Below are 13,085 nucleotides of genomic sequence, written 5' to 3'. Positions count from 1 at the left end.
CATGCAATACAATCTCACCAGAATCGATCCGGACGCACCCAACGAGCAGTATCCGGTTGGTGAACGGGAAACCGTCACCGATCAACTGCTCGAAGACCAGGTCCACAAGAACATCTTCATGGGCAAGCTCGAAGATGTGCTACGTGGCGCCGTCAACTGGGGCCGCAAGAACTCCCTGTGGCCGTACAACTTCGGCCTGTCCTGCTGCTACGTGGAAATGACCACGGCCTTCACGGCGCCCCACGACATCGCCCGCTTCGGCGCCGAAGTCATCCGGGCCTCGCCGCGCCAGGCCGACTTCATGGTCATTGCCGGTACCTGCTTCATCAAGATGGCGCCGATCATCCAGCGCCTCTACGAGCAGATGCTCGAGCCCAAATGGGTCATTTCCATGGGTTCGTGCGCCAACTCCGGCGGCATGTATGACATCTACTCGGTCGTTCAGGGGGTCGACAAGTTCCTCCCCGTGGACGTCTACGTGCCCGGCTGTCCGCCACGCCCTGAGGCTTTCCTGCAAGGCTTGATGCTGCTGCAGGAGTCGATCGGCCAAGAGCGACGTCCGCTTTCCTGGGTCGTGGGGGATCAAGGCATTTACCGTGCCGAGATGCCTGCCCAGAAAGAGCTGCGTCGTGAACAGCGCATTGCCGTCACCAACCTGCGCAGCCCCGACGAAGTCTGATCCAGCGACCTGCCGCCGGTGCCCGAGGGTGCCGGCGGCCTGGCTTCATTCTTAACGTTGACCCAAAGCGACCGAGACCATGACAGCGGACAACGCTATTTACATTCCGCCCTACAAGGCAAACGACCAAGATGTGGTCGTCGAATTGCACAACCGTTTTGGCGCCGAAGCATTCGTCGCCCAGGAAACCCGCACCGGGATGCCCGTGCTGTGGGTCAAGCGCGCCCAACTCAAGGAAGTGCTGAGCTTCCTGCGTGGCGTGGCCAAGCCCTACAGCATGCTGTACGACCTGCACGGGGTCGACGAACGCCTGCGCACCCAGCGCCGTGGCCTGCCTGCCGCCGACTTCAGCGTGTTCTACCACCTGCTGTCGATCGAGCGTAACAGCGATGTGATGATCAAGGTCTCGCTCAGCGAAGGCGACCTGAACCTGCCGTCGGTGACCAGCATCTGGCCCAACGCCAACTGGTACGAGCGTGAAGTGTGGGACATGTTCGGCATCGATTTCGCCGGCCACCCGCACCTGAGCCGCATCATGATGCCGCCGACCTGGGAAGGTCACCCACTGCGCAAGGACTACCCGGCCCGCGCCACCGAGTTCGACCCCTACAGCCTGACCCTGGCCAAGCAGCAGCTTGAGGAAGAGTCGGCGCGCTTCAACCCAGAGGCCTGGGGCATGAAGCGTCAGGGCGCCAACGAGGACTACATGTTCCTCAACCTTGGCCCCAACCACCCGTCTGCCCACGGTGCCTTCCGTATCGTCCTGCAGCTCGATGGTGAAGAAATCGTCGACTGCGTACCGGACATTGGCTACCACCACCGTGGTGCCGAGAAGATGGCCGAACGTCAGTCCTGGCACAGCTTCATTCCCTACACCGACCGTATCGACTACCTCGGCGGTGTGATGAACAACCTGCCGTACGTCCTGGCGGTAGAAAAGCTGGCCGGCATCCAGGTGCCGCAGAAGGTCGACGTGATTCGCATCATGCTCGCCGAATTCTTCCGTATCACCAGCCACCTGCTGTTCCTGGGCACCTACATCCAGGACGTGGGCGCCATGACCCCGGTGTTCTTCACCTTCACCGACCGCCAGCGCGCGTACACGGTGATCGAAGCGATCACCGGTTTCCGGCTGCATCCGGCCTGGTACCGTATCGGTGGCGTCGCCCACGACCTGCCGCGTGGCTGGGACAAGCTGGTCAAGGATTTCGTCGAGTGGCTGCCCAAGCGCCTGGACGAATACACCAAGGCCGCCCTGCAGAACAGCATTCTCAAGGGCCGTACCATTGGCGTGGCCGCCTACAACACGCAAGAGGCGCTGGCCTGGGGTACTACGGGTGCCGGCCTGCGCTCCACCGGTTGCGACTTCGACCTGCGCAAGGCACGCCCCTACTCCGGCTACGAGAACTTCGAGTTCGAAGTGCCGCTGGCCCACAACGGCGATGCCTACGATCGCTGCATGGTCCGCGTCGAGGAGATGCGCCAGAGTATCCGCATCATCGACCAGTGCCTGCGCAACATGCCGGAAGGCCCATACAAGGCGGACCACCCGCTGACCACGCCGCCGCCCAAAGAGCGCACCCTGCAGCACATCGAGACCTTGATCACCCACTTCCTGCAAGTGTCGTGGGGCCCGGTCATGCCGGCCAACGAGTCGTTCCAGATGATCGAGGCGACCAAGGGCATCAACAGTTACTACCTGACGAGCGACGGCGGCACCATGAGCTACCGCACCCGGATCCGCACCCCGAGCTACCCGCACCTGCAGCAGATCCCTTCGGTGATCAAAGGCAGCATGGTCGCCGACCTCATTGCGTACCTGGGCAGTATCGACTTCGTTATGGCTGACGTGGACCGCTAAGCATGAACAGCACGCTTATCCAGACAGACCGTTTCGCCCTGAGCGAAACCGAGCGCTCGGCCATCGAGCATGAAATGCACCACTACGAGGACCCGCGTGCGGCGTCCATCGAAGCCCTGAAGATCGTGCAGAAAGCCCGTGGCTGGGTGCCGGACGGCGCCATTCACGCCATCGGCGAGGTGCTGGGTATCCCGGCCAGCGACGTCGAAGGCGTCGCCACCTTCTACAGCCAGATCTTCCGCCAGCCGGTCGGCCGCCACATCATCCGCGTGTGCGACAGCATGGTGTGCTACATCGGCGGCCACGAGTCGGTGGTCAGCCAGATCCAGAGCGAGCTGGGCATCGGCCTGGGTCAAACCACTGCCGATGGCCGCTTCACCCTGCTGCCGGTCTGCTGCCTGGGGAACTGCGACAAGGCCCCGGCGCTGATGATCGATGACGACACCTTTGGCGACGTGCAGCCTGCTGGCGTCTCCAAGCTGCTGGAGGGTTACGCATGACCATCACTTCCTTCGGCCCGGCCAACCGCATCGCGCGCTCGGCTGAAACCCATCCGCTGACCTGGCGCCTGCGTGAAGACGGCGAGCCGGTCTGGCTGGCCGAGTACGAATCGAAGAACGGCTACGCCGCTGCCCGCAAGGCGCTAGCGCAGATGTCGGCTGACGAGATCGTGCAAAGCGTCAAGGACTCCGGCCTCAAGGGCCGTGGTGGCGCTGGCTTCCCCACCGGGGTGAAGTGGGGCCTGATGCCCAAGGATGAATCCATGAACATCCGTTACCTGCTGTGTAACGCCGATGAAATGGAGCCCAACACCTGGAAGGACCGCATGCTGATGGAGCAACAGCCCCATCTGCTGATCGAAGGCATGCTGATCAGCGCCCGCGCGCTGAAGGCCTACCGCGGCTACATCTTCCTGCGCGGCGAATACACCACTGCGGCGAAAAACCTCAACCGCGCCATCGATGAAGCCAAGGCCGCTGGCCTGCTGGGCAAGAACGTCCTGGGCAGCGGTTTCGATTTCGAGCTGTTCGTGCACACCGGTGCAGGCCGCTACATCTGCGGCGAAGAAACCGCGCTGATCAACTCGCTCGAAGGTCGCCGCGCCAACCCGCGCTCCAAGCCGCCCTTCCCTGCCGCCGTGGGCGTATGGGGCAAGCCGACCTGCGTGAACAACGTCGAGACCCTGTGCAACGTGCCGGCCATCGTCGCCAACGGCAACGACTGGTACAAGTCGCTGGCCCGCGAGGGCAGTGAAGACCATGGCACCAAGCTGATGGGCTTCTCCGGCAAGGTCAAGAACCCAGGCCTGTGGGAACTGCCGTTCGGTGTCACCGCACGCGAACTGTTCGAGGACTACGCTGGCGGCATGCGCGACGGCTTCCGGCTCAAGTGCTGGCAGCCAGGCGGCGCCGGCACCGGCTTCCTGCTGCCCGAGCACCTGGACGCGCAGATGTACGCAGGCGGTATCGCCAAGGTCGGGACCCGCATGGGGACTGGCCTTGCCATGGCGGTGGACGACAGCGTCAGCATGGTCTCGCTGCTGCGCAACATGGAGGAGTTCTTCGCCCGTGAGTCGTGCGGCTGGTGCACACCGTGCCGTGACGGCCTGCCATGGAGCGTGAAGATGCTGCGCGCCCTGGAAAACCGCCAGGGCCGTGCCGAAGACATCGAGACCCTGCTGGGGCTGGTCAACTTCCTGGGCCCAGGCCGTACCTTCTGCGCCCACGCACCGGGTGCGGTGGAGCCGCTTGGCAGTGCCATCAAGTACTTCCGCTCGGAGTTCGAGGCCGGTGTCGCGCCGGTCGTCGCTGGCGAGGCGTTGCGCCCTGACCTGGCAAGACCGCTTCAGGCAGGGCCGACCGTAGTCGGCGCATAACAACATGTTCCAGCGGGTGGTCCGTGCCACCCGCCAGCTTGCCGACAGGCCCGACCCGATCGCGGCGTGTCGCAGGCTTACCGATTTCCATTAGCCACGCCTGCTCACGCGGGCCAACGAAGAACTTTGAACAATGGCCACTATCCACGTAGACGGCAAAGCGCTCGAAGTCAACGGTGCAGACAACCTGTTACAGGCCTGTCTGTCACTTGGCCTCGACATCCCTTATTTCTGCTGGCACCCGGCGCTTGGCAGCGTCGGTGCCTGCCGCCAGTGCGCGGTCAAGCAGTACACCGACGAGAACGACACCCGCGGGCGTATCGTCATGTCCTGCATGACGCCTGCATCCGACGGCACCTGGATCTCCATCGACGATGACGAGTCCAAGGCGTTTCGCGCCAGCGTCGTCGAATGGCTGATGACCAACCACCCGCACGACTGCCCCGTGTGCGAGGAAGGCGGTCACTGCCACCTGCAAGACATGACGGTGATGACCGGCCACAACGAGCGCCGCTATCGCTTCACCAAGCGCACCCACCAGAACCAGGACCTAGGCCCGTTCATCGCCCATGAGATGAACCGCTGCATCGCCTGCTACCGCTGCGTGCGTTACTACAAGGACTATGCCGGTGGCACCGACCTGGGTGTCTATGGCGCCCATGACAACGTCTATTTCGGCCGCGTCGAAGACGGCGTGCTGGAAAGCGAGTTCTCGGGCAACCTGACCGAAGTCTGCCCAACCGGCGTGTTCACCGACAAGACCCACTCCGAACGCTACAACCGCAAGTGGGACATGCAGTTTGCCCCGAGCATCTGCCACGGTTGCTCCAGTGGCTGCAACATCAGCCCAGGCGAGCGTTACGGTGAACTTCGCCGCATCGAGAACCGTTTCAACGGCTCGGTGAACCAGTACTTCCTGTGCGACCGGGGCCGCTTCGGCTATGGCTACGTCAACCGCACGGATCGTCCTCGTCAGGCGCAACTGGCCGACGGCACCAAGCTGGGCCTGGACGCCGCCCTGGACAAAGCCGCCGACCTGCTGCGCGGCCGCACCATCGTCGGTATCGGTTCGCCACGCGCCAGCCTGGAAAGCAACTATGGCCTGCGCGAGCTGGTCGGTGCCGAGTATTTCCACTGTGGGATGGAAGCCGGTGAACTGGCGCGCGTGCGCTTGGCGCTGGAAGTGCTGAACAACAGCCCCCTGCCCGTTCCGACCCTGCGCGACATCGAAGACCACGACGCGGTATTCGTGCTCGGTGAAGACCTGACCCAGACCGCTGCCCGTGTCGCCCTGGCCGTGCGCCAGGCCACCAAGGGCAAGGCCGAGGCCATGGCCGAGGCGATGAAGGTTCAGCCGTGGCTCGACGCCGCCGTCAAGAACATCGGTCAGCATGCGCTGTACCCCCTGTTCATCGCCAGCCTGGCCGAGACCAAGCTCGACGACGTGGCTGAGGAATGCGTGCATGCAGCCCCGGCAGACCTGGCCCGCCTTGGTTTTGCCGTGGCCCATGCCATCGACCCAAGTGCACCCGCCGTCGCCGGCCTGGACGACGAGGCCAAGGCCCTGGCCCAGCGCATCGCCGATGCGCTGATCGCAGCCAAGCGCCCGCTGGTGATTGCCGGCACCTCGCTGGCCGATGCCTCGCTGATCGAAGCCGCTGCCAACATCGCCAAAGCCCTGAAGCTGCGCGACAAACAAGGCTCGCTGAGCTTGGTGGTACCTGAAGCCAACAGCCTTGGCCTGGCCATGCTCGGTGGCGAGTCGGTCGATGCTGCACTGGATGCGGTCATCGACGGCAAGGCCGACGCCATCGTGGTGCTGGAAAACGACCTCTACGCCCGTGTGCCTGCGGCCAAAGTGGACGCTGCCCTGGCCGCGGCCAAAGTGGTCATCGTTGCCGATCACTCCAGAACCCCAACGGTCGAGCGCGCTCACCTGGTACTGCCAGCCGCTTCCTTCGCCGAAGGCGACGGCACCCTGGTCAGCCAGGAAGGCCGTGCCCAGCGCTTCTTCCAGGTGTTCGACCCGCAGTACCTGGACAGCAGCATCCAGGTCCACGAAGGCTGGCGCTGGATGCACGCCCTGCGTGCAACCTTGCTGGCCAAGCCCGTGGACTGGACCCAACTGGACCACGTGACCCACGCCTGCGCCCAGGCGGCCCCGCAACTGGCTGGCATCGTCGACGCCGCGCCAAGCGCCGCCTTCCGCATCAAGGGCCTGAAGCTTGCCCGCGAGCCGCTGCGCTACTCCGGTCGCACCGCCATGCGCGCCAACATCAGCGTGCACGAGCCGCGCACCCCGCAAGACCGCGATACGGCCTTTGCCTTCTCGATGGAAGGGTATTCGGGCTCGGCCGAGCCACGTCAGCAGGTCCCGTTCGCCTGGTCGCCAGGCTGGAACTCGCCCCAGGCCTGGAACAAGTTTCAGGACGAGGTGGGCGGCCACTTGCGTGCCGGCGACCCCGGCGTGCGCCTGATCGAATCCAAAGGTGATGGCCTGGCCTGGTTCACCACGGTGCCTGGCGCCTTCAACCCGGCCCGCGGCACCTGGACGGCGGTACCGTTCTTCCACCTGTTCGGCAGCGAAGAAAGCTCCTCGCGTGCCGCGCCAGTGCAAGAGCGCATTCCGGCTGCCTACGTGGCTCTGGCCAAGTCCGAAGCCGATCGCCTGGGCGTCAACGAAGGCGCCCTGCTGGACCTGAACGTCGCGGGTGTGGCGCTACGCTTGCCGCTGCGTATCAATGAAGCGCTGGGCGCTGGCCTGGTCGCGCTGCCCAAGGGCCTGGCCGGCATCCCGCCAGCCGTGTTCGGGGCATCCGTCGAAGGCCTGCAGGAGGCAGCACAATGAGCTGGTTCACCCCCGAAGTGATCGACGTGATCCTCACCGTGCTACGGGCCATCGTGGTCCTGCTGGCGGTGGTGGTCTGCGGCGCGCTGCTCAGCTTCATCGAGCGGCGCCTGCTGGGCTGGTGGCAGGACCGTTACGGTCCGAACCGCGTCGGCCCGTTCGGCATGTTCCAGATCGCTGCCGACATGCTCAAGATGTTCTTCAAGGAAGACTGGAACCCGCCCTTCGTCGACCGCGTGATCTTCACCCTGGCACCGGTCGTGGCCATGAGCGCCCTGCTGATCGCCTTCGTGGTCATCCCGATCACCCCGACCTGGGGCGTGGCCGACTTGAACATCGGCCTGCTGTTCTTCTTCGCCATGGCTGGTCTGTCGGTGTATGCCGTGCTGTTTGCCGGCTGGTCCTCGAACAACAAGTACGCCTTGCTCGGCAGCTTGCGGGCCTCGGCCCAGACCGTGTCGTACGAAGTGTTCCTGGGCTTGGCGCTGATGGGCGTGGTGGTGCAGGTCGGCTCGTTCAACATGCGCGACATCGTCGAGTACCAGGCGCAGAACCTGTGGTTCATCATTCCGCAGTTCTTCGGCTTCTGCACCTTTTTCATCGCTGGCGTGGCCGTGACTCACCGTCACCCCTTCGACCAGCCGGAAGCGGAACAGGAACTGGCCGACGGCTACCACATCGAGTATGCCGGCATGAAATGGGGCATGTTCTTCGTCGGTGAGTACATCGGCATCATCCTCATCTCGGCGCTGCTGGTCACCCTGTTCTTCGGCGGCTGGCACGGCCCGTTCGGCATCCTGCCGCAACTGTCGTTCCTGTGGTTCGCCCTGAAGACCGCGTTCTTCATCATGCTGTTCATCCTGCTGCGCGCCTCCATTCCGCGCCCACGCTATGACCAGGTGATGGACTTCAGCTGGAAGTTCTGCCTGCCGCTGACCCTGATCAATTTGCTGGTGACCGCTGCGATCGTGCTTTACAACACGCCAGCCGTCGCGGCCCAGTGAGGATTTGACCCATGTTCAAGTATATCGGCGACATCGTTAAGGGCACCGGCACCCAGCTGCGCAGCCTGGCCATGGTGTTCTCCCACGGGTTCCGCAAGCGCGACACCCTGCAGTACCCCGAAGAACCCGTGTACCTGCCGCCACGCTACCGTGGCCGCATCGTCCTGACCCGCGACCCCGACGGCGAAGAGCGCTGCGTGGCCTGCAACCTGTGCGCGGTAGCCTGCCCGGTGGGCTGCATCTCGCTGCAGAAGGCAGAAACCGACGACGGCCGTTGGTACCCGGAGTTCTTCCGCATCAACTTCTCGCGTTGCATCTTCTGCGGCCTGTGCGAAGAAGCGTGCCCGACCACCGCAATCCAGCTGACTCCGGATTTCGAAATGGCCGAGTTCAAGCGTCAGGACCTGGTGTACGAGAAAGAAGATCTGCTGATCTCCGGCCCCGGCAAGAACCCTGACTACAACTTCTACCGTGTTGCGGGCATGGCGATCGCTGGCAAGCCGAAAGGCGCTGCGCAGAACGAAGCCGAGCCGATCAACGTGAAGAGCTTGCTCCCATAAGGACAGAAAGATGGAATTCGCTTTCTACTTCGCATCCGGGATCGCCGTGGTCTCCACCCTTCGGGTGGTGACCGGCACAAACCCCGTGCACGCCCTGCTCTACCTGATCATCTCGCTGATTTCCGTGGCGATGATCTTCTTTTCCCTTGGCGCGCCGTTCGCGGGCGCCCTGGAAGTGATCGCCTATGCCGGCGCCATCATGGTGCTGTTCGTCTTCGTGGTGATGATGCTCAACCTGGGGCCAGCGTCAGTCGCCCAGGAGCGCGGTTGGCTCAAGCCCGGTATCTGGGCAGGGCCGGTGATCCTCGGCGCCCTGTTGCTGGTGGAGCTGCTGTACGTGCTGTTCGTCGCACCCAGCGGCGCTGCCATCAGCGGTACCACCGTGGGCCCGAAAGCAGTGGGTGTGAGCCTGTTCGGCCCCTACCTGCTGGTGGTCGAACTGGCGTCGATGCTGCTGCTCGCGGCAGCTGTCACCGCCTTCCACCTGGGCCGCAATGAGGCGAAGGAGTAAATCATGGGTGCTATCCCTCTCGAACATGGTCTGGCCGTCGCCGGCATCCTGTTCTGCTTAGGTCTGGTTGGCCTGATGGTCCGCCGCAACATCCTCTTCGTGCTCATGAGCCTGGAAGTCATGATGAACGCTTCTGCCCTGGCGTTCGTCGTCGCCGGTGCCCGTTGGGTCCAACCCGATGGCCAGGTGATGTTCATTCTGGTGATCAGCCTGGCAGCAGCCGAGGCCAGCATTGGCCTGGCCATCCTGCTGCAGCTGTATCGCCGCTTCCACACTCTCGACATCGATGCTGCCAGTGAGATGCGCGGATGAACCTTCTCTTCCTGACTTTCGTCTTTCCCCTCATCGGCTTTGTGCTGCTGTCGTTCTCGCGCGGGAGGTTCTCGGAGAACCTGTCCGCCCTGATCGGCGTCGGTTCGGTAGGCCTGTCGGCGGCCACGGCCGCCTACGTGATCTGGCAGTTCAACGTCGCCCCGCCTGAAGGCGGTGCGTACAGCCAGCTGCTGTGGCAGTGGATGTCGGTGGATGGTTTTGCACCGAACTTCACCCTGTACCTTGATGGCCTGTCGGTCACCATGCTGGGCGTAGTGACGGGTGTAGGCTTCCTGATCCACTTGTTCGCGTCCTGGTACATGCGTGGCGAGACCGGCTACTCGCGGTTCTTCTCGTACACCAACCTGTTTATCGCCAGCATGCTGTTCCTGATCCTGGGCGACAACCTGCTGTTCATCTACTTCGGTTGGGAAGGCGTGGGCCTGTGTTCCTACCTGTTGATCGGTTTCTACTACAGCAACCGCAACAACGGTAACGCAGCGCTCAAGGCCTTCATCGTCACCCGGATTGGCGACGTGTTCATGGCCATCGGCCTGTTCATCCTGTTCGCCCAGCTGGGCACGCTGAACGTCCAGGAACTGCTGGTGCTGGCACCGCAGAGATTCCAGGCCGGTGATACCTGGATGGTGCTGGCAACGCTGATGCTGCTGGGCGGCGCCGTGGGCAAATCCGCGCAGCTACCGCTGCAGACCTGGTTGGCAGACGCCATGGCCGGCCCGACCCCAGTGTCGGCGCTGATCCACGCGGCGACGATGGTCACGGCCGGTGTCTACCTGATCGCCCGTACCAATGGCCTGTTCCTGCTGGCGCCGGACATCCTGCACCTGGTGGGCGTGGTGGGTGGCGTGACCCTGGTGCTGGCGGGCTTCGCTGCGCTGGTGCAAACCGACATCAAGCGTATCCTGGCCTACTCGACCATGAGCCAGATCGGCTACATGTTCCTGGCCCTGGGTGTCGGCGCCTGGGATGCGGCGATTTTCCACCTGATGACCCACGCCTTCTTCAAGGCGCTGCTGTTCCTGGCCTCGGGTGCCGTCATCGTGGCCTGCCACCACGAGCAGAACATCTTCAAGATGGGCGGCCTGTGGAAGAAACTGCCCCTGGCCTACGCCAGTTTCGTGGTCGGTGGCGCTGCCCTGGCGGCCTTGCCGATCGTGACCGTGGGCTTCTACTCCAAGGACGAGATCCTGTGGGAAGCCTTCGCCAGCGGCAACTCCGGCCTGCTTTACGCCGGTCTGGTCGGCGCCTTCATGACCTCGCTGTACACCTTCCGCCTGATCTTCATCGCCTTCCACGGCGAAGCGAAGACCGAAGCTCATGCCGGCCACGGCATCAGCCATTGGCTGCCACTGGGCGTGCTGATCGTGCTGTCGACCTTCGTCGGCGCATGGATCACCCCGCCGCTGGCTGATGTGTTGCCACAGAGCGCAGGCCATGCCGGCGGTGAAGCCAAGCATGCCCTTGAGATCACCTCGGGCGCCATCGCCATTGCCGGTATCCTGCTCGCCGCCTTGCTGTTCCTGGGCAAGCGCAGCTTCGTCAGCGCGGTGGCCAACAGTGGCATCGGCCGCGTGCTGTCGGCCTGGTGGTTCGCGGCCTGGGGCTTTGACTGGATCTACGACAAGCTGTTCGTCAAGCCCTACCTGCTGATCAGCCACCTGCTGCGCAAAGACCCGGTTGACCGCGGTATCGGCCTGATTCCTCGCCTGGCTCGCGGTGGCCACGTGGCCATGACCAAGACAGAGACGGGCCAGCTGCGCTGGTACACCGCCTCCATCGCCATTGGCGCAGTGCTGGTACTTGGCGCTGTGGTGGTGGCCGCGGTATGACCATGAACCTTGCGAACCTTGCGACCCTGCAAAAGGAAACCAACCCGTCATGATTTTGCCTTGGCTGATCCTGATCCCCTTCATCGGCGGCTTCCTGTGCTGGCTGGGCGAGCGCTTCGGCGCTACCCTGCCGCGCTGGATCGCGCTGCTGACCATGTCCCTGTTGCTCGGCATCGGCCTGTGGCTGTGGGCGAACGGCGACTACACCCTTGCCCCCGCCCCGGGCGCTGAGCCTGCATGGGCCCTGGAATACAAAGTCCAGTGGATCCAGCGCTTCGGCATCAGCATCCACCTGGCGCTCGACGGCCTGTCGCTGCTGATGATTCTGCTCACAGGCCTGCTGGGCGTGCTGTCGGTGCTGTGCTCCTGGAAAGAGATCCAGCGCCATGTCGGTTTCTTCCATCTGAACCTGATGTGGATCCTGGGCGGTGTGGTCGGTGTGTTCCTGGCGCTGGACCTGTTCCTGTTCTTCTTCTTCTGGGAAATGATGCTGGTGCCGATGTACTTCCTCATCGCGCTCTGGGGTCATAGCTCGGCGGACGGCAAGAAGACGCGCATCTACGCGGCGACCAAGTTCTTCATCTTCACCCAGGCCAGCGGCCTGATCATGCTGGTGGCGATCCTGGGCCTGGTCCTGGTCAACTACACCAACACCGGTGTGATCACCTTCAACTACAGCGACCTGCTTAAAGCCGACCTGCCGGCCGGTACCGAGTACCTGCTGATGCTGGGCTTCTTCATTGCCTTTGCCGTGAAGCTGCCGGTGGTACCGTTCCACTCCTGGTTGCCCGATGCCCACGCCCAGGCGCCAACTGCAGGCTCCGTGGACCTGGCCGGTATCCTGCTCAAGACCGCGGCCTATGGCCTGCTGCGCTTTGCCCTGCCGCTGTTCCCCAATGCATCGGCAGAGTTCGCGCCCATCGCCATGACCCTGGGCCTGATCGGCATCTTCTACGGCGCCTTCCTGGCCTTTGCCCAGACCGACATCAAGCGCCTGATCGCCTTCTCCAGCGTCTCGCACATGGGCTTCGTGCTGATCGGCATCTATTCCGGTAGCCAGCAAGCACTGCAAGGTGCGGTCATCCAGATGCTGGCTCACGGCCTGTCGGCTGCCGCGCTGTTCATCCTGTCCGGCCAGCTGTACGAGCGTCTGCACACCCGTGACATGCGCCAGATGGGCGGGCTGTGGCACCGCATCGCCTACTTGCCTGCCATCAGCCTGTTCTTCGCTGCCGCCTCCCTGGGGCTGCCAGGTACCGGCAACTTCGTGGGTGAGTTCCTGATCCTGATCGGCAGCTTCGTACACGTGCCGTGGATCACCGTCATCGCCACCACTGGCCTGGTGTTCGGCTCGGTCTACTCGCTGATCATGATTCACCGCGCCTACTTCGGCCCGAGCAAATCGGACACCGTACTGGCCGGCATGGACACCCGCGAGCTGGTCATGGTGCTGGGCCTGGCGGTACTGCTGGTGCTGCTGGGCGTGTATCCACAGCCGTTCCTCGACACCTCTGCCGCCACCATGAGTGGTGTGCAGCAGTGGCTCGGTTCCGCTTTCACTCAACTCGCTTCGGCCCGGTAAGA

11 protein-coding genes are annotated in these 13,085 nt (G+C 63.6%); all 11 read left to right on the top strand.

Features of this window, described 5'->3' with window-relative positions:
- The first annotated feature begins 1 nt into the window (after nt 1).
- The 11 genes from FS767_RS15655 (at nt 2) to nuoM (ending at nt 13,083) form a co-directional block, all read left to right on the top strand.
- Nucleotides 2-679, top strand: coding sequence for an NADH-quinone oxidoreductase subunit B family protein (locus FS767_RS15655; RefSeq protein WP_023534774.1), 678 nt, complete (start codon nt 2-4; stop codon nt 677-679).
- A gap of 79 nt (nt 680-758) precedes the next feature.
- Nucleotides 759-2,540 (top strand): NADH-quinone oxidoreductase subunit C/D, encoded by a 1,782-nt coding sequence (gene nuoC, locus FS767_RS15650; RefSeq protein WP_023534867.1) that lies wholly within the window; start codon nt 759-761, stop codon nt 2,538-2,540.
- 2 nt (nt 2,541-2,542) lie between these two features.
- Nucleotides 2,543-3,040 (top strand): NADH-quinone oxidoreductase subunit NuoE, encoded by a 498-nt coding sequence (nuoE, locus tag FS767_RS15645; RefSeq protein ID WP_027916252.1) that lies wholly within the window; start codon nt 2,543-2,545, stop codon nt 3,038-3,040.
- Entirely contained in the window at nt 3,037-4,416 is a 1,380-nt protein-coding gene (gene nuoF / locus FS767_RS15640) for an NADH-quinone oxidoreductase subunit NuoF (protein ID WP_023534745.1), read from the top strand. Before nuoE ends, nuoF begins: the two co-directional genes overlap by 4 nt.
- A 133-nt stretch (nt 4,417-4,549) precedes the next feature.
- Complete coding sequence (gene nuoG / locus FS767_RS15635) at nt 4,550-7,264, top strand: NADH-quinone oxidoreductase subunit NuoG (RefSeq protein WP_144966713.1); 2,715 nt, start codon at nt 4,550-4,552, stop codon at nt 7,262-7,264.
- Nucleotides 7,261-8,268 carry an NADH-quinone oxidoreductase subunit NuoH gene (gene nuoH, locus FS767_RS15630; protein ID WP_027916254.1) on the top strand — a complete coding sequence of 336 codons (1,008 nt, stop codon included), beginning with the start codon at nt 7,261-7,263 and terminating at the stop codon, nt 8,266-8,268. The genes nuoG and nuoH overlap by 4 nt, the downstream gene beginning before the upstream one ends.
- An 11-nt stretch (nt 8,269-8,279) precedes the next feature.
- A complete protein-coding gene (nuoI, locus tag FS767_RS15625; protein WP_023534793.1) occupies nt 8,280-8,828 on the top strand; it encodes an NADH-quinone oxidoreductase subunit NuoI in 549 nt (182 codons plus the stop codon).
- 10 nt (nt 8,829-8,838) lie between these two features.
- Nucleotides 8,839-9,339, top strand: a complete 501-nt coding sequence (gene nuoJ, locus FS767_RS15620) for an NADH-quinone oxidoreductase subunit J (RefSeq protein WP_023534783.1) — start codon at nt 8,839-8,841, stop codon at nt 9,337-9,339.
- A 3-nt stretch (nt 9,340-9,342) separates the two neighbouring features.
- Entirely contained in the window at nt 9,343-9,651 is a 309-nt protein-coding gene (nuoK, locus tag FS767_RS15615; RefSeq protein ID WP_003251446.1) for an NADH-quinone oxidoreductase subunit NuoK, read from the top strand.
- Entirely contained in the window at nt 9,648-11,501 is a 1,854-nt protein-coding gene (gene nuoL / locus FS767_RS15610) for an NADH-quinone oxidoreductase subunit L (protein ID WP_144966711.1), read from the top strand. The genes nuoK and nuoL overlap by 4 nt, the downstream gene beginning before the upstream one ends.
- 49 nt (nt 11,502-11,550) lie before the next feature.
- Complete coding sequence (nuoM, locus tag FS767_RS15605; protein ID WP_023534786.1) at nt 11,551-13,083, top strand: NADH-quinone oxidoreductase subunit M; 1,533 nt, start codon at nt 11,551-11,553, stop codon at nt 13,081-13,083.
- Nucleotides 13,084-13,085: the final 2 nt, after the last annotated feature.

Source organism: Pseudomonas sp. DE0010 (genome assembly GCF_007680745.1).
Lineage (GTDB): Bacteria > Pseudomonadota > Gammaproteobacteria > Pseudomonadales > Pseudomonadaceae > Aquipseudomonas > Aquipseudomonas parafulva_B.
This window is presented reverse-complemented; position numbering and strand designations above follow the sequence as displayed.